The sequence below is a fragment of the Deltaproteobacteria bacterium genome, from assembly GCA_016180845.1.
GTDB lineage: Bacteria > UBA10199 > UBA10199 > JACPAL01 > JACPAL01 > JACPAK01.
In genome coordinates, this window is record JACPAK010000001.1 from 133766 (window position 1) to 151699 (window position 17934).

The 17934-nt window shown below is 51.2% G+C and carries 16 protein-coding genes; 3 read left to right on the forward strand and 13 right to left on the reverse strand.

Translation table 11 applies throughout. The annotated features are described in order from the left end of the window. Positions 1-20 precede the first annotated feature (20 nt). Both HYT76_00700 and HYT76_00705 read left to right on the forward strand, forming a co-directional pair. Positions 21-1643 carry an OmpA family protein gene (locus HYT76_00700; protein MBI2082062.1) on the forward strand — a complete coding sequence of 541 codons (1623 nt, stop codon included), beginning with the start codon at positions 21-23 and terminating at the stop codon, positions 1641-1643. Positions 1644-1742: 99 nt separating this feature from the next. After that, the gene (locus tag HYT76_00705) at positions 1743-2207 is read left to right on the forward strand and encodes a hypothetical protein (GenBank protein MBI2082063.1); all 465 of its coding nucleotides are present in this window, start codon (positions 1743-1745) and stop codon (positions 2205-2207) included. Positions 2208-2268: 61 nt separating this feature from the next. Here HYT76_00705 and HYT76_00710 read toward each other — a convergent pair whose 3' ends face one another. The 13 genes from HYT76_00710 to HYT76_00770 form a co-directional block, all read right to left on the reverse strand. Continuing rightward, positions 2269-2754, reverse strand: a complete 486-nt coding sequence (locus tag HYT76_00710; GenBank protein ID MBI2082064.1) for a YajQ family cyclic di-GMP-binding protein — start codon at positions 2752-2754, stop codon at positions 2269-2271. A 32-nt stretch (positions 2755-2786) separates the two neighbouring features. Next, positions 2787-4319: a 2,3-bisphosphoglycerate-independent phosphoglycerate mutase gene (locus HYT76_00715; protein MBI2082065.1), complete on the reverse strand. Its 1533-nt coding sequence runs from the start codon at positions 4317-4319 to the stop codon at positions 2787-2789. Continuing rightward, positions 4316-4663 carry a ribosome silencing factor gene (rsfS, locus tag HYT76_00720; GenBank protein MBI2082066.1) on the reverse strand — a complete coding sequence of 116 codons (348 nt, stop codon included), beginning with the start codon at positions 4661-4663 and terminating at the stop codon, positions 4316-4318. The genes HYT76_00715 and rsfS overlap by 4 nt, the downstream gene beginning before the upstream one ends. 40 nt (positions 4664-4703) lie before the next feature. Continuing rightward, entirely contained in the window at positions 4704-5960 is a 1257-nt protein-coding gene (locus tag HYT76_00725; protein ID MBI2082067.1) for a glutamate-5-semialdehyde dehydrogenase, read from the reverse strand. After that, positions 5957-7084 carry a glutamate 5-kinase gene (locus tag HYT76_00730; GenBank protein ID MBI2082068.1) on the reverse strand — a complete coding sequence of 376 codons (1128 nt, stop codon included), beginning with the start codon at positions 7082-7084 and terminating at the stop codon, positions 5957-5959. The genes HYT76_00725 and HYT76_00730 overlap by 4 nt, the downstream gene beginning before the upstream one ends. Then, positions 7072-7314: a BolA/IbaG family iron-sulfur metabolism protein gene (locus HYT76_00735; GenBank protein MBI2082069.1), complete on the reverse strand. Its 243-nt coding sequence runs from the start codon at positions 7312-7314 to the stop codon at positions 7072-7074. The genes HYT76_00730 and HYT76_00735 overlap by 13 nt, the downstream gene beginning before the upstream one ends. Before the next feature lie 33 nt (positions 7315-7347). Next, the gene (locus HYT76_00740; protein MBI2082070.1) at positions 7348-10368 is read right to left on the reverse strand and encodes a cyclic nucleotide-binding domain-containing protein; all 3021 of its coding nucleotides are present in this window, start codon (positions 10366-10368) and stop codon (positions 7348-7350) included. A 24-nt stretch (positions 10369-10392) separates the two neighbouring features. Next, positions 10393-11376, reverse strand: a complete 984-nt coding sequence (gene obgE / locus HYT76_00745; GenBank protein MBI2082071.1) for a GTPase ObgE — start codon at positions 11374-11376, stop codon at positions 10393-10395. 130 nt (positions 11377-11506) lie between these two features. After that, complete coding sequence (gene rpmA / locus HYT76_00750; protein ID MBI2082072.1) at positions 11507-11758, reverse strand: 50S ribosomal protein L27; 252 nt, start codon at positions 11756-11758, stop codon at positions 11507-11509. An 11-nt stretch (positions 11759-11769) separates the two neighbouring features. Next, positions 11770-12081: a 50S ribosomal protein L21 gene (gene rplU / locus HYT76_00755; protein MBI2082073.1), complete on the reverse strand. Its 312-nt coding sequence runs from the start codon at positions 12079-12081 to the stop codon at positions 11770-11772. Between the two features lie 53 nt (positions 12082-12134). Beyond that, positions 12135-13652 (reverse strand): Rne/Rng family ribonuclease, encoded by a 1518-nt coding sequence (locus HYT76_00760; protein MBI2082074.1) that lies wholly within the window; start codon positions 13650-13652, stop codon positions 12135-12137. 59 nt (positions 13653-13711) lie between these two features. After that, positions 13712-14818 (reverse strand): hypothetical protein, encoded by a 1107-nt coding sequence (locus HYT76_00765; GenBank protein ID MBI2082075.1) that lies wholly within the window; start codon positions 14816-14818, stop codon positions 13712-13714. Positions 14819-14919: 101 nt separating this feature from the next. After that, positions 14920-17367 carry a TIGR03960 family B12-binding radical SAM protein gene (locus HYT76_00770; protein ID MBI2082076.1) on the reverse strand — a complete coding sequence of 816 codons (2448 nt, stop codon included), beginning with the start codon at positions 17365-17367 and terminating at the stop codon, positions 14920-14922. 61 nt (positions 17368-17428) lie between these two features. Here HYT76_00770 and HYT76_00775 point away from each other — a divergent pair, with 61 nt between their 5' ends. Next, the gene (locus HYT76_00775; protein ID MBI2082077.1) at positions 17429-17875 is read left to right on the forward strand and encodes an EF-hand domain-containing protein; all 447 of its coding nucleotides are present in this window, start codon (positions 17429-17431) and stop codon (positions 17873-17875) included. Positions 17876-17934: the final 59 nt, after the last annotated feature.

Sequence of the window (17934 nt, forward strand, 5' to 3'; positions counted from 1 at the left end):
AATGTTACTTTTCCTCCCGCGTGAGGAAAACTCATCTTCTTTTTTTATTCATTTTTCTGCTGACGGTTTCTACGCCACTCTTCGCACGCGATCCACAGTTCAACGCCCAAAATTTGAAACCAGCGACCGATGTTGGAAATTATCTCGGTGTCTCCGGAAGCACCCCCATTGCCCCAAAGCAATTTTGCCTGGGACTCATGATGGATTATGCCCATGCCCCGATCGGTTTTTTTAATGCTGCAGGAGTCAAGGTACAGAATATCATCGAGAGAGAGATCGACTTTCACCTGTCAGGGACTTACGGGTTCCTGGAGTGGCTGGATGCCGGAATCTTGATTTCTTCCGCCCCCTATCTCGTCTTCCGACCGACGGACAATGCAACGACTGCCATTGATGAATCATCAACGACCGATACCCGAATCCGGATGGGAGATATCCTGCTCAATGCCCGTTTTCGACTCTTGGACCATCACACGTATCCAGTGGGACTCGCCTTTATTCCATTTGTCACGATTCCTACCGGAAGCGGCGTCAGTTTCGTCGGGAATAATCAATTTACCGGTGGTGGGATGATCGTTGTCGAGAGCCCACGGGTGGCGAATCGATTCTCCGTCGCCTTGAATACAGGTTATGAGATTCGTGAGCGCGCTACCCTCTCAACAGGAACAGTCATTAATGACCTCTTCCTTTATGGTCTCGGTGGAAATCTCTCGGTTCATCAGAAGGTCGATATCATTGCCGAACTGAGGGGCTTTACAATGGTCGGTGACTTCTTTGGGGGCCAACGACCGATGGAATGGGAAGGAGGGGTCCGCTTCTACCCGGTGGAAAGATGGGCCGTCACGGTGGGAGGTGGAACAGGTCTCCTCGAAGGGATTGGAAACCCCACAGTAAGAGTCCTCGCTGGCGTTGCCTATGTGCCTGAACGGAAGCCTCATGAACGTAAGGAAAAAATCAAAAAGGAACCAAAACCGGCCGGAGAACCCAAAATCGAGGAACCCAAAAAAGAGAAGAAGAAAAAAGAGAGACTGACCAAGGAGCAAAAAAGAGATGCGGATGGGGATGGGATCAGAAACGCCGATGACCATTGTCCCACTGAGGTCGGCCCTGCCGACAACGGCGGCTGTCCGGTTCGGCCAATAATCGTCATTAATCCCAAAGAATACCGGATTCTGACACGACCGATCCACTTCGATTTTGAGAAGACAGCCCTTCGAAAAGATGCCCTGCCGATCGTTCAGGCAGTCGCTGATGCCCTGAAATCAAAACCAACGATCCGGCTTCTTTCTGTGGAAGGTCATACCGACGATGTAGGGCGCACAAAATTTAATCAATGGCTCTCCGAGGAACGGGCCAAAACTGTCTTGGGCTATCTTATTTCGCAAGGGATAGAAAAAGAGCGGCTTACCTCTGTCGGCTATGGTGAGACAAAGCCGGTCGATCCATCCCGTAATCGGGAAGCCTGGAAAAAGAATCGACGGGTCGAGTTTGTCTTTAAAGAGGTCGACGGCTTGATAGTCCCCGAGGAAACACCATCCTCCACTGAGCCGACCCTTCCCGAATCAGGGCCTGTGACTGTTCCCCCGGTCGAGCCTCCTGCGCCGGAAGGTACAATCCCGCCAATGCCACCATCCGGCCTCTAATCAACAACAACATCTGAAAAAATAGGAAACTTTTCGGTTAAGTCCCCGATAACTAGATCAGGATGATTGGTCATATATTATATTTATCAGGAGGTTAATATGTGGGGGCTCATGATCGATACAGCACTTTTACTGGCCAGCGCCATCCAAGTGGCAAGGGCAAGTCAGCACCTGTATGTCCCAGCCGGGACAGGAGTTAGAGTTCATGATATTGATGCTCATATGAGGAAGAGCCTCCGTGTTACGGCAAGGCCTCTTGATCTCATGGCAGCAGGAGACATTCTTCGTCAAAATGGTGTAGCGGGTGGAGTCTTCGATGCCACATTTCCTAGGGCCCACACATCTCCTCGATTATCCTACGCTGTCGATGTTCATCGAGACTCGCTAACCGTGTGGCGTGGAGGCACAATTCAGGGGAGGAAACAGCTAGTTATGGCTGATTTGAAGATGCCCGGGAGATGGGGGACAAAACTTGCCTTCTTGGGAGCAGCCCTCGCTGTCACTGACCTCTCAATGAGGGCCTTCTCTTCTGACCATCGAGGATTGGAACGAATCTTTACTTAAAACAACCTCCTTTACAACGTATCCTTCATGGGAAGAAACGCTACGAATTCTTGCTTTAACACTAATCCCGAAAGTTATTAAACTGCAGAGGAATCGGGAAATCGATCGCGCGGATGTTTTGAATCACATTCTGGAGATCATCTCTCTTCTTCCCAGTGACCCGAAGCTGTTCCCCCTGAATCGATACCTGGACCTTGAGATCCATCTCCTTGATCTTCTTTACGAGCTCCTTCCCCCTCTCCTGATCGATCCCCTTGATCAACTTCACGAGGCATTTCGTACGTCCCCCCAGAGCCGATTCGATCTTTCCAACTTCGAGCGACTTGATCGAGATCCCTCGCTTGATCGCCTTCGACTGAAGAATGTCGATGAGTGCCTTCATCTTATATTCATCCGAGCTCTCGAGCTGGATCCCCTCCTTGTCGAGACGGAGCGTTGAATTGGTCCCCTTGAAATCAAATCGGGCAATGACCTCTTTCACCGCCTGATTGACGGCATTGTCGACCTCTTGAAGGTTGATTTCTGAAACGATGTCAAAAGAGGGCATGGGGGTTCACTACAGAAAATAATAGGGGACTTTCAAGAAAATTTTGAGGAAGGAATCAATGACAGTCCGGTCATTTCAGCCGGCTTCGGGATCCCGATGATCTGAAAGATCGTCGGTGTCACATCGCGGAGCCCACCACTCCGGAGAGTAACCCCCTTCCATTGGTCACCGATCAATAAAAACGGGACCCGATTCGTCGTGTGAGCAGTATGGGGTCCTCCCCTCCCGTCGACCATCTCTTCACAATTCCCATGATCGGCGGTGATGATGAGGGTCCCTTTTTTTGCCTCCACTTCCTGAGCCAATTGACCGAGGCAATCATCGATCACCTCCACCGCTCGCATTGTTGCCTTCAAATCCCCGGAATGCCCGACCATATCGGGATTCGCATAGTTCATGATCACAACAGGACAGCCAGCTCGAATCCTCTTCATCGCCTCATCGGTCACTTGAGCGGCATGCATCTCCGGTTTCTTGTCATAGGTTGGGACATCGCGAGGCGACTGAATCAAAAGCCGCTCTTCGAGAGGGAATGGTTTCTCAACTCCCCCATTCAAAAAATAGGTCACATGCGCATATTTTTCAGTCTCCGCTGTGTGAAACTGTGGGATCTGATGCTCACTCAAGATCTCGGCCAGGATTCTCCTTGGCTTTTCGGGAGAAAAAGCAACTGGGAGCTTAAAGGTCTTGTCGTACTCGGTCATGCAGACAAACATCCCTAACTTTGGGAAACGTCTCCTTGGGAATCCGTCAAAATCGGCATCGGTCAAGGCGCGTGTCAATTCACGTGCCCTATCAGCGCGAAAATTGAAAAAGATCACGACATCGCCGTCCTGTATCCCATTGTCCTTTCCAAAAAGGACTGGTTGAATGAATTCGTCGGTGACATGCTTCGCATAAACTTGATCGATCGTGCGAATCGGATCGTCGTGTAATTCCCCTTTTCGTTCGACCATCGCCTCATAGGCCAACTGGACCCTCTCCCATCGTTTGTCGCGATCCATCGCATAGTAACGACCGACAAGTGTCGCGATCTCACCGACCTTCGCCTTCCCCATCTCTTCCTGAAGATGAGCCAAGTAACTCTGGCTGCTTTTTGGTGGGGTATCCCGCCCATCCAGAAAACAATGAACTGAAAGCTTTTCGACTTTCTGTTCCTTCGCCATCTTGAACAGAGAAAAAAGATGCCTTTCGTGACTATGCACCCCCCCATCGGAGAGGAGCCCCATGAGGTGGACCCTCTTTTTGGTTTCAACCGCCTTACGAAACGCGGTAAGGAGGGTTGGATTTTTAAAAAACGACCCCTCGTCGATCGCATGATTGATTCGGGAGAGATCCTGATAAATGATCCGACCCGCCCCGATGGTGAGGTGCCCAACCTCTGAATTCCCCATCGTGCCAGCCGGTAAACCGACCGCCTCACCAGAGGCATCAAGAAGTGTATGCGGATAATCTTTTAAAAAGTGATTGAGGTTCGGGGTCTTCGCAAGCCGGATCGCATTTCCTTCACGCGCCGCCCGCTCACCAAAACCGTCGAGGATGACTAATACAATTAGTTCAGTCATTTAAGCCGAAAGGTAACCCGTGGGGCATCCCCCCAGAGGCGATCGAGGGCGTAGAAAGAACGAACCTCTTCGTAAAAGATATGAACGACGACATTCACGTAATCCATCAGGATCCACTGCCCCTGGTTATGACCTTCAACACCGATCGGCCTGATCTTTTTATTCCCGAGGTTTTCTAAGATTCGATCCGAAATCGCACGGACCTGGCGGTCAGAACGCCCTGTGGCAATCACAAAAAAATCGGTGAACGCCGATGATTTTCTTAAATCAAGCACCTCAATATCAACTGCTTTCACGTCGTCAGCAGCTTGGGCAATGAGCTTTGCTACTGCCCTTGAATTCATCCCATCAGTACTTTTGGTCCTAGGCCGTTTCGGTGCCGTTTTATTCACGAATCTGTCCCCTTCCTCTCACAACAAACTTCGTCGTGGTTAGTTCCTCTAAACCCATAGGCCCAAAGGCATGCAACTTCGTCGTACTAATCCCGATCTCTGCACCCAGACCCAATTGCCCTCCATCGTTGAACCGGGTGGAGGCGTTCCATAAAACAACTGACGAATCAAGTCGATTCAAAAACTCCTCGGCATCTGTCGCATCCTCCGTCACGATCGTTTCGGTATGCGAGGAGCCGTATTTTTGAATATGACGGATCGCCTCCTCCATCGTCGAAACAACCTTTACTGAGAGGATCAAATCCAGATATTCCGCCGGCCAGTCCTTTTCTGTCGCCCTCTTGATGCCAGAAACGATCCTTCGGGTTGCGGGGTCTCCCCGGATCTCAACCCCAGCAGTCTGAAAACGGCGGATCATCGATGGCAGAAATTGGCCGGCGATCCCCTCATGAACCACAAGCGTCTCCATCGCATTACAGACACCCGGTCGCTGGACCTTCGCATTGAAGGCGATCTCCGCGGCCATTTTGAGATCCGCCTTTTCATCGACATAGACATGACAGACCCCCTTGTCATGTTTGATCACCGGTATTTTGGAGTGCTCCTCCATCCACTTCATGAGTGACTCCCCACCCCGAGGGATCATGAGATCGACAAACCGACTCTGACGGACCAGGATCTCCATCGCCTTCCGATCCGGGGTGTCAACCACCTGGAGGATATTGGGATCAAGACCCGAGTCCTGAATCGCCTGACGAAAAAGCCTCCCCAGAAAAATATTCGAGTGAATCGCTTCAGACCCACCGCGCAGGACGACCGCGTTCCCTGACTTGAGACAGAGCGTCGCCGCATCGATCGTGACATTCGGTCTCGACTCATAAATAATCCCAATGACCCCTAACGGGATACGAACCTTCGAAACTTGAAGACCGTTCGGTCGCGTCCAACTCTTCACCACCTGACCCACCGGATCCGAGAGAGCCTGGACCTCCCGAACCCCACGAGCCATCTCTTCAATCCGTTTATCCGTGAGGGTCAACCGATCGAGCATCGCAGGACTTAATTTCCCACGGGCTTTCTTTAAGTCCTTTTCATTTTCCCTTTTGATCTCTTCACGCCGCGAGAGAAGGATCTCGGCAAGCCGACCCAAGACCTGATTTTTGACCTCTGTCGATAACTTGGCAACTAATGGCGCCGCCTCGTGGGCCCGTTTGCAGATCGTTTCGATATGTTTTTTAAGAGACTTCATAAAAGCACGAGGTCATCTCGATGAATGAGTTCATCCGGTCCTTTATACCCCAAAACCTTCTCGAACTCGGATGTTTTTTTCCCCTTAATCTGCGTCACCTCTTCCGAATTATAAGAGATGAGCCCACGGGCAATGGTCTTCCCTGATGGATCATTCAGATCCACAGGATCCCCTTGGGAAAACTTTCCTTGAACCTCAAGGACACCCGAGGCCAAGAGGCTTTTCTTGCCAGTAACCAATGCCTGGACCGCCCCGCCATCGACGACGAGTCTCCCCTGAGGCTTCAAGGTATACGCAATCCAATGCTTTCGTGCAACGAGCGGATCGACACGCGGGAGGAAGAGAGTTCCCACCGATTCATCCAAAAAAATTTTTTTGAGGGTATTCGCATCCCGACCATTCGCAATGACCGTCGGGACCCCAAACTGCCCCGCCTTGTGGGCCGCTTCAAGCTTCGTCTTCATGCCACCGATAGAAATGTTTTTTGCCGTATCGGAGGCATAAGAAAAGAAATCATCATCAACATTCTCAACAACAGGAATGATTTTCGCTTCAGGATCATGATCTGGATCGGCGGTATAAAAACCGTCCCTGTCTGTCAGCAGCACCAAGAGATCGGCCTCGATAACATTTGTGACAAGTGCGGCAAGATTATCATTGTCTCCAAAACGAATCTCTTCAGTCACGACGGTGTCGTTCTCATTGATGATCGGCATGATCCCCTGATGCAGCAAGGCGGTCAGGGCATGTTTGGCATTCAGAAAACGGGCTCGGTCCTCCAGATCATTCCGGGTCAGTAAAACCTGCGCAACATGAAGACGATGTCTCTGGAGGGACTTTTGATAGAGGCCCATCAAAATCGGTTGCCCAATAGCCGCGCAGGCCTGCAGTTCCCCGATCTGATGGGGTCTCTTCGACAGTCTCAAATGCTGCATGCCAAGGGGGATCGCCCCTGAGGTCACCAGAATGACCCGAATCCCTTTTTTCTGAATAAACGCAATCCCGCTCGCAATACCACCGAGCGCCTTGGGAGAGAGACGACCTTTATCATCCAAGAGGACACTGGTCCCGATCTTGATCACGACACGTCGAACTTTACGGATGATTTTTTTTAGTGTGACCACTCTTGAGGTGTATATGTTTTTAGGGAAAAGGCATGGACAGAACCGGAAGCGATCTCCGCATCAAAAAAACCTTTGACCATTCGATGTTGTTCCAACATCGATTTCCCTTCAAATCGGGATGAAACAACAGTCACCTGCCAGTGGTCCCGGGTTCCCGTCAAATCCCGAATTTCAACCCGTGCACCCGGCAATCTCTCCTCGATCCTCTTCTTGATCGCAATATCGTCCATGCCTATTCATTTAAGCTATTCAAATGGGCTTGTCTAGTTCCAGCTGCTGCGAGTTTCGGCAGTCCGGGAGAGTGCAATAGCAACGCCTGGATATTGTCCCATCAGATGTTCCAAGGCATCGGCAGGAAGGCGGAGGACTGTGGCATCAGTTGAAGCGACCACTGTAGCCGAACGTGGGGCATTATTGACGAGGGCCATCTCACCGAACATTCCACCAGGCCCTTGCCTGTTGATTGAAAAACCTAGGGGGTTGCGAACGTCGAACTGGCCTGACTGAACGAGGTAGACATCACAATCCCTTGCCCCACGCCGGATCAATCTTTCCCCTTTTTTGACGGTCTGGATCTCTCCCACTGAAAAAAGGAGATCCTGGAGAGAGGGGGGAAGACTGGCCAACGATGAGAGACTGATCGCTTGTGGGGCGACACGACGACCATTTCTGACCCGACGCACTTTTTCCTGAAGAAGTTGACGGGTGTAGGGGGTCAGCCGCGCGGTATCAACCTCGAGAAGAAGTGAGGGGGTCGTTGTCCGAACATCGGCGTTTCTCGGCTCATCCACTAACGCCGCCTCTCCAAAAAGACCGTTCGGGCGAAGCGCTATGCTGGATCGGCTCCTGCTCACCTCCACCTCTCCATCGAGAAGGATATAAAATTGAGATTCCGTACTCCCCTCCCGAATAAACAGCTCTCCAGCATCCATCGCACGAATACGACCTGTACGTAGGAGCTCGTCCTTGAGCGGAGGGTGGAGAGAATCAAGAATCGGAAGCTGATCCAATGCCCTGCGGGCAAAATCACTCTGGGAGGACAAGGGGGCGTCGGGGAGATGACCGGAAAGATCGATGAACCCTTCATGGCCCGCCTTCCACTTGGGAACCCTCGCCTTCTCAGCAGCCTTGCTATCAATATGATAGACAAAGACGTTCGAGGTATTAGCCCCATCGGCTACCAATCGATCAAGAAGCGTTCTTGTCGATTCTGGTGGCGTGTGGATCGTGGGGACACCACCTTCGACGAGGATCACGGGTGGAGGAGTCTCTTTCCCATATTTTTTCAGGACCTCAGCATAACGGATAATATTTTGAGCCCGTTCCCGACTCATGATCGGCGACTTTCCATCCTTCCCTTCCGTATGCTTCCAGATCCCTTCAACATCGGCATAGCTATCCCCCGTAAAACAGACAACCGGTTTCCCGTGGACGAGATCAGGTCTCGTGTAGATCTCAAAGCCGATCGTCGGGATCACATGGAACGAATAATCGGCACGAAAATGAAGCCCGTTGATCTCTGTAAACCTCTGAGGAAGCAGAGGGACGAAATTCCATTGGATCAGTCCCTCACCCCTCCCTCCAAGGGCCAGTTGATATTGTCTCTGAAGCATCTTGAAAATAGTCGGTGTTGTATGAACCTTGATCTTCGGCAAGGCACGCAAAAGCTCAGGTATCGCCGGTCCATAATGATCGGAATGTCCATGCGTCAAGACAACCCCATCAATCGCCTCGAGAGGAAGCCCGTTCTGGGCAAAATATTCGAGGGTATTCGTGGGGGGATCGACCAGAACGACCTTCCCACGGTTCCAGATCATGAAGCCGCTTGTATTCTCACCTAAGGCATACCCGTGTCCTGTCCCGAGGGGCCACAGTGCTGGCTTTCCTTCTTGTAAAACCTCTCTCCTCCTCTTTTGTAACTCCGGATCCTTCCAGGCGGTTTGGGGTTGTGGAACAGGAGGTTTCGGCAGATATTTCCTGAGATCGAGTCTGCCGATAAATTTCCCTTGATCGGTAATATCATAAGTCAGCGGTGCAATTTTTCTGATAACCACACCATTCTTTCCGAAGACCCCATCTCCATCGAAACAATCGATCTCCCTTCGAGCCGAAGCAGGTGCGGCACCAAATCCCTCTCGCATTTCTCGAGGAAGGTCGGGGACTCCTGTAGCATCAGGGGGATATTCATCCTGGACTTGTTGGCGCAAGGTCGCATCATCGGGTCCATCGTGGGCCAGATTGAGCATTTTCTCCATCTGACCTGCCGTTTTGATGTCTGGCGCAACAAAATGATACCTCGTCCCCTTGGTGACATAAAAATTGTACTGGGGGAAATCGGCTGCCAGGAGACCGACTGTCTTCGGCACAAAATCGAGGTCAACGACACAGGTCAATGGGACCAAATGATGCATCCTGTCTTTCGGTATCTCTGCCCCACCATTTTTTAGATAGAGTTCGAGGACATCTTTGTTGCTCCACATCGGCAGACCAAACTGGAAAAGCCCCCCTTCCGTTTTGACCATGATCCCCCCATGCGGGAGTTGAGTGACTTTATCAGAGTCGATTTCTGGAACTGCCCTTTGATGGAAGGAGGGATCAACCCGGCGCAGAAAGGTACCAACCGGACGACCGAGGATCATCGAGGCGAGCCCTTCCCCCATTTCCATCTTCATCCGTTCTCTCATCGTCAAGTCGGATCGGGGATCACCATAAGACTCTTCAAGCAAAATTCCGGTCCCAATAGAAAAGGATGCCTGAACCGGTTGCAACAGAAGGTCCTGCAATAATCTCTGCCCAAAACCATATTGATGCAGAAGCCCCATCCCCAAAAGGGTCGAAGGACAGGAGTAAATAAATCCGTCAACCCAGGCCCGCCCAAAGGAGGGGGCGATGCTTTTTTCATCAGATCGAAACTGCTGAACCACCGCCATCGCCATCGAGGAAACGACGGAGAGAAAAATATTGGAAAGGGCAAATGAGGCGGCGCGATGATTTCCCGGCCCCAATAAACGATTGGCCGCTTTGAGGCAGAGGGGTGTTATTCGATTCGTCAACAAACCAAGACCAGCAATAATGCTGCCGGTCTCTCCCCACCGTGAGAGGGAAAACAGCTTATCCTCCCACGCCTCATAGGAACTGATATACTGTCGTCCTGTCGCCGATGGATTCGCGGCCAAAAGCCCATGCGTGAGACGGTATTCCTCGGTAGCTGGTCGGTAGCGACCAAGGTGATCCTGCGGCAAGATGGGTCGGGCGCCCTCCATGATTGTTAGAAGATCGACCACCTCCCCGAAAAGGTTGTCAGGAATTTACAAAATTTTTGCCGTTTTTTGAATCAGGGACTCGATTCCAAGGCCGGTAGCGGCTGAAATCAGGAGGGTTATCTTCCCCTTAAAAAGGGGCTTTGACTCCTTAACCTTCTTTTGGACCTCCGGGAGATCCCCCTTTGTAAAGACGACAATCTCAGGGCGATCCAATAATTCCGGGTTGTAGGTTGCGAGTTCCTGTCGGATCAGCTCATAGGAATGGAACGGCTCTGGATGTGAGGGGTCATTCGCATCAATCAGATGGAGGAGAAGTCTTGTCTTTTCAATATGCTTCAAAAACTTGAAACCCAATCCGGCACCATGACTCGCCCCTTCAATAAGCCCAGGCAAATCCGCGACGGTAAAACTCTTCTCACCGTAACGAGTCACACCAAGCACAGGGGCCTTCGTCGTAAAGGGATAATCGGCGATTTTTGGGCGTGCCTGGGAGATTGCCGAGAGCAATGTGGACTTCCCCGCATTCGGAAAACCGATCAACCCGACATCGGCGAGGAGTTTTAACTCGAGACGAACCCAACGCTCCTCACCAGGTGTCCCCTTCTCCGCACGTCGGGGGGCCTGATTCGTCGAACTCGCAAAATGCATATTTCCTCGTCCCCCACGACCTCCGGAGGCAATAACCTCCTCTTGCCCCTTTGTCTCAATCTCTGCCACGATACGATTCGTCTCATCTTCGTAAACGACAGTTCCTAAAGGGAGTCGGATCACGAGATCTTCTCCTGCCCGTCCATAGCAATCGCTTCCCTGACCATGATCACCATGAGGGGCACGGAAGTGTTTCTTGTATTTGAAATCGAGGAGGGTTGTGAGATTTGGATCTCCCAGAAAAATAACGTCCCCCCCCTTCCCACCATCCCCTCCATTCGGCCCACCACGTGGAATGAACTTTTCCCGTCGGAAGGAGACACAACCATTGCCACCATCACCCGCCTTCACAAAGATACGGGCTTCGTCGATAAACTTCATGGGGAGATACCGCTCTCCCCCTGAAACCCCCATCTGTTAAGTATTGTTCTCATCGTTCGCTCCGCTGGACCTCGCGGAGTAAATCCGACTCGGTCCATGCTCGCTCACTATTTATGGGTCTAGAGGGAATTTACTTGGGATAAACACTCACCTGGCGTTTTTCGCCGTGAGGTTCGAATTTGACGATCCCATCGATCTTGGAGAAAAGGGTCCAGTCACGACCGACACCGACATTTTTCCCGGGATAGATCTTGGAACCGACCTGACGGACAATAATAGAACCGGCACGGATCACCTCACCACCATACACCTTCGTCCCCCGCCGCTGACCGTGGCTATCACGACCGTTGGTAGAGCTGCCACCTGCTTTTTTATGTGCCATGAGAAAATTCCTTAGACTTTAATATCGGTGATTTCGACCAAGGTCTCTTCCTGCCGATGCCCCTGCTTCTTGTCGTATCCCTTCCGTCTCTTGTACTTGTAAACGATCACCTTTTCGCCCCTCTGCTGGGCAATGATCTTCCCAAGGACACGGGCCTTTTCAACCGTTGGGGTCCCGACCGCCCCCTGACCATCCCCTCCAACAAAAAGCACCTGGTCAAAGGCGACATCCTTCCCCTCCTCCAATGGGAGCTTCTCTAAGGAGACTTTGTCTCCCTTGGAGACCCGGTACTGCTTGCCGCCTGTTTGGATAATTGCATACATAGTTAAAAAGAATCAGCTTTTAAACATGTGCCGACCCCTCTTGTCAAGGACCGTCACGCCTTGTCCGTTACGTCGAATTGCTCTAAATGAAAGTCTTCCCGGGACTTTACAAGCACCTTTTTGCCGGAACGAGCCTCCCACTCCTCGAGGGAGGGGCGTTCTTCATCCAGCAAAAGCTCGGCAACCGTCGGGTTGGCATAAACGGTGATTGTCGGGTGATGATAATCCACCAAACCTCGTTTCAATTCCCGAAGGATCTCGTGACAGATCGTCGCCCGACTCTTCAAATAACCACGTCCCTCACAATAAAAACAGGGTTCACACAGGAGTCGACTCAGGCTCTCACGAGTCCTCTTTCGGGTCATCTCGACAAGCCCAAGATCGGTGATCTTCGTAATCGTCGTCTTGGCCCGATCTGATTTCAGATGCTCCTTCAGTGCTTGATAGACCTTCTCCCGATTCGCATGCCTCTCCATATCAATGAAATCGATAATGATAATCCCCCCCATATCCCTGAGCCGGAGCTGATACGCGATCTCCTTGACCGCCTCGAGGTTGGTTTTGAGAATCGTATCTTCAAGATTTCTCTTCCCCACAAATTTTCCGGTATTCACATCGATCGCCGTCAGCGCTTCGGTCTGATCAAGAATGATATACCCCCCCGACTTCAGCCAAACCTTTTTGCCAAGGGCACGGGAGATCTCAACCTCAATCCCATAAGCATCGAAAATCGGTTCCGCTCCGTCGTAAAGTTCGACAACATTTTGGGAGGGAGAGGAAAAAGAATGGATAAACTCCTCGATCTTTTTCTTCTCGTCTGGGGAATCAATCACAATATGGTCAATATCCGGGGTAAAGAGATCTCGAACAGCCCGGAGCACAACACTGAGTTCACTATGAACGAGCGACGGGGCCTTTTTCTCTTCGGCAATAAGACGGATCTCATTCCATAATCGAATCAAATACTCCATGTCCTGGCGGAGTTCCTGTTCGGTTGCCTTTTCACTCAAGGTCCTCGCAATAAAACCCCCTTCATCTCGAGAAACAATTTTATTCAGAATCGCTTTGAGACGAACTCTCTCATCATCGTCGGGAATACGACGTGATACCCCAACATGATTGACCGTCGGCATATAGACCAAAAAACGCCCCGGGAGACTGACATGTGTTGTGAGTCGGGCACCCTTTGTCCCGATCGGATCTCTCGCAATCTGAACAAGGATCTCCTGCCCTTCGCGGACAAGATCCTGGATTTGAGGGATATCGCGTGGCTGGTTTCGATCAAACCTCGGTCGTTCCGGAGGCAGCTCCTCCTCTTCCGCCATCATCTCCTCAGCAGCAAGATCAGGGGCGATATCGGAGACATACAGAAAAGCGGTCCTCTCAAGACCGATTTCAGCAAACGCCGCCTGCATCCCGGGGAGGACACGAACAATCTTTCCCTTGTAGATATTGCCGGCGTAACGGACTTCCTGGACCCTCTCGACAATCAGCTCGGTAATACTCCCCCCCTCGAGACGGGCAATGCGAGTTTGTGTCGGGGAAACATTAATGATCAGCTCATTTTTCACGGGGAGAGATTAAGCTTCCTGGGGTTCTCATTGCAATCGTAAAAAATCCCGCCGGGTTTTTAATCCTGCCCTACCGCTTTTCCGGAATTAAAGGTCAGGTCATCGAGGATAAATTCCGCACTGCCCGATGTCGACTCGCTTTGAGCGGTTATAGCCAGAAAGGCACCTGTTGGCATGTTGGTCAAAGAGGTGTCCGATCCGATCTGAACGAAGGAACCAGAGGAGAGTTTTCTAAAGCACTGAAATGTCGACCCCGACCGAACGACTCGGATCGAAATATTCGGTGTAAAACTTCCGGAAGCACTGCCTGGCTGATCGCAAGCGCTATCTGTGCTGAAACCCCCATTGGAAGAGCCCTTATAGCAATCGATCGACGTCAAAGCACACTGAAAGAATTTATCTTTGTTCTCCTCAAGAGAGGAGACGACGATCAATTTCACCGCGGCATTCATGCTGTCCACAGTCATGGAACTCACTGTAATCTGGGCATCGAAATCCCCCGAAACCTCCTTGGAGGCAGAAGGGAGGATATTGAAGGCGTCGAATTTGGAATTGTAGGTGGTCATATCAAACTTCAACTGACCCCCCGTGATCGTAACCGCCGCCGCCTCGCTGTTGGCGACAGTGTCTGTCTGATTCGTGGTATTGTTAAACTTGTAACAACTCGACGTGTCCTTCGAATAATCATCGGAGCTGGTACAGGAGGTCGAAGAGGAGGCGCCGTCTGTTGTTGTTACCGTCACTGTCGTCTCAGCCACTTCATTGGAACTTTTATCAACAACCCCTGAGACCAAAAAGGTACATGAGGCCCCGGCGGGCAGGGCCTGACTCGGCAGGAAGCAGCATTCATTGTCGACCACCGCATCGGTATCGACCGAGGTGTTGATCGATCCGGAGGTTGCTGTCCCATCACAGATCAGGGTAAGGGTTTCGGTGGTACAGGTAGTCAGGTCGACAGATTCTGTAAATTTGACGCAAAAATCGGTAGAGGGGCTCACGGTATCATTCGTCTGGATCGTATTTCCATCCGAGTCATTTGCCGTCCCTGTCGAAGAGGCGGCTGCATCGTCATCTGCACCGGAATCTGTTTTTTTGGAATTATCGACAAGCTCCGAGGCACAGGCAAAAAGGAATAACACCACGAGAATGAGTGATACCTTTGACACTGTTCAAGTCTCCCAGGAGTTACTGATCCACTAGGGAAGCAAATCAGATGCCACTTGCCGATTAAAAGTGAATTCTGAGGCGCAAAAAAATATTTTATAAATCATGTGGTTATAAGGCTTGGTGGGACAGTGGGGGGTGTCGGATCCGCATAAGAAGGTAAATTTGTACCCTTTTCAGTCGGTTTTTTTGACAAATTCACAACTGATTTCAAAAGGATCCCTTCCAGAAATTCCGGGGCAAGACGTCCCCAAATCAGAGGCTCTTCCAGGCACTCATTCAACTGAATTATAAATTCGCCGGTGACCTCGACACCAACAGGGGCTGCCGGACCAAAAGAGATCTTCGGATACGGATGAAACCCCTCTGAGAATTTAACCGGCAAGTTGGCGCGAGAGACCGCTCGACGGATATGATCGACAAATTCGAGGTGACTCAAGAAGGCGGCAGGACCGGTTTTGGAGTAGGTGCAAGTAAATGACCAGCCTGTGCGAGCCTTGCTCCGGCCTCCTGCGAAAATCGCGGCACCATCCGAACGATTCTCCTCTGGTCCAAGGCTTCCCGGCGGAGAATCGTTCGGTATTATTGTGGCGACGTCCTCGGAGGCCTTCACAAGATCTCTCACAGACTGGTTTAAACTGTATTCCCGAACCTCGGTCGTCGTCTTTTTCTTCACCAATTTCTGATTTTCATCATAAACCGGCAGTTCATACGACCGATTCCGGACCGCCTTATAATCACAAACCCCGCAGATCGTGCATTTCCCGGTAGAACAATCATCGATGAAGGCCTCGTGAAGCGATGCTTGATACTCATCCCAAAGCCACTCCTTATCCATCTCAACAAAGAGATGATCCCAAGGCAAAACCTCTTCTCTCTCTCGTCGCCGTTCGACATAGAACTTGGGATCGATCCCACATTCCTCCCAAGCCTCCTGCCAGAGATGGAATTTCAACCCCTCATCCCATTCGTCAAAACGACACCCCTTTTCCCAGGCCCGTACGATGAGGCCTGAAAGCCGGCGATCCCCCCTGGAAAAAACCCCCTCCAGATAGGTCGTATCGAGTCGATGAGGTTTGAGATGCAACTTTCTCGAACGAATCCGGGACTCGAGAAGATCCAGTTTTCGAACCGATTCTTGCAGAGAACTCTGGGACTCCCATTGAAAAGGGGTAAACGGTTTCGGGACAAAAGACGAAACACCGAGATTGATCTCGGCAGATCGGTTGCGTTGAAGCCCTTCTCGAAGGGTACGATAACCCAGCTCGGCGATCTCGATGACGTCCTCATCGGTCTCTGTCGGAAGTCCAATCATGAAATAAAATTTCATGAGACGCCATCCAGCGGAAAAGACCGCCCTGACCGTGTTCATTAAATTTTCTTCGGAATTTCCTTTATTAATCACCCGCCGCATCCGGTCTGTCGCTGCCTCAGGAGCAATCGTGAAACCGGTCTTACGTACCCGCTTGATCTCCTCGATCAGGGCTGGGGTCAGTTGTTCCACACGTGTCGCCGGTATCGAAATAGCAACCCTCTTCTCTTGAAATTCATCCATCAGATCTCTTGCGAGAGGGGTGAGGCAATCATAATCGCCGATCGAGAGAGAGACGAGACTGACCTCCTCCTGACCGGTCGCCGCAATCTGATTCCGAACAATCTGCTTCACCGTCTCAGGAGAGCGTTGCCTCTCGGGACGATCGATATAACCGGCCTGGCAGAAACGACACCCACGCACACATCCGCGCTGAACCTCGACGCCAACACGGTCATGGATCACCTTCGTATTCGGAAGGATCGGTTTTTTTGGGTAGTAGGCCTTGTCCAGATCTGAGACGACACGCTTTTTGATCCCTTTGTAATCTTCTAAGAGCGACTTGATCTCACGAATTGTTCCATCATCGTTATAAGTTGGTTCGAAGAATGAGGGGATGTAGACGCCGGGGATTTTGGAGAGTTGTTTCAAAATCCCCTCCGGCCCCCCTTTGACAAAGGGGGGTGAGGGGGGATTTTTCCAATTCTTCACAATCTCGCAAATCTCCAGGATCGCCTCCTCACCGTCTCCAATCAGGATCGCATCGAAGAAATCGGCGACCGGTTCGGGGTTGTATGCCCCAGTTCCGCCTCCAAGGATGAGCGGATAGCTATCGTCCCGATCTTTGGAATAGAACGGGATCCCGCCGAGATTGAGGACCGTCAGGATATTCGTGTAAGTCAGTTCAAACGGAATCGTGATCCCGAGGATATCAAGTTCGCGAAGCGGGATGTTCGATTCTAGTGTCGACAAGGGGAGCTTCTGATCACGTAACTTCTGTTCCATATCCGGCCAAGGGGCATAGACCCGTTCGCACGCGATGTGGGGTTGATCATTCAGGAGATGGTACAAGATCTGGGTCCCGATATGACTCATCCCGATCTCATAGGTGTCGGGATAGCAAAGGGCGATCTTGAGCTCGACCTGAGACAGGTCTTTCCGAATCGAGTTGATTTCGTTGCCCAGATAGCGGGAGGGACGACGGACCTGCGGGAGAAGCTCTTGAATCTTATTATTCATTTAATTTCAATGGGTTAGATTAGCAACCCGACTACCCTCTCTCGCCGATAATATTAAGGACATGACTGACAAGCTTTATCCCCTCTATCGCGAGGCCTTCCGGGCTGTTGATACCAATCACGATGGCGTCATTCTTCCGGAAGAATATGACCAAGTCCAGCGGTTTGATGTCGATCAAGACCGGCAGGTGACATTTTGGGAATATCTCACCACCCACAACAAGCGTCAGGCAGCTGCCGGGCTCGCTCCACTTTTTAGCACCCAACTGATCGATCGATTAAAGGGATCGTATCAGATCGTCTTTCATGAGGCGAATGAGGTGATCTTCCCCTCGTTACCGAAAGAGGCAGAAGTATTCGATCTCATCGACGTCGCCGCAAAATTACAAGAAATGGGGGCCTCGGAAAAGGAGGCCTCTGGTCTGATAAAAAAGATGTCAGGTATCAGACCCTCGCCAACCTATCGATACCTTCGGAGCGATTCCGTCAGTTGTCCAGGTCTTTTGTGAAGAGGGGATACCGATCCACGAGACACTGGCCCTGCTCAGAATCCTCTCCCATAAAGCAC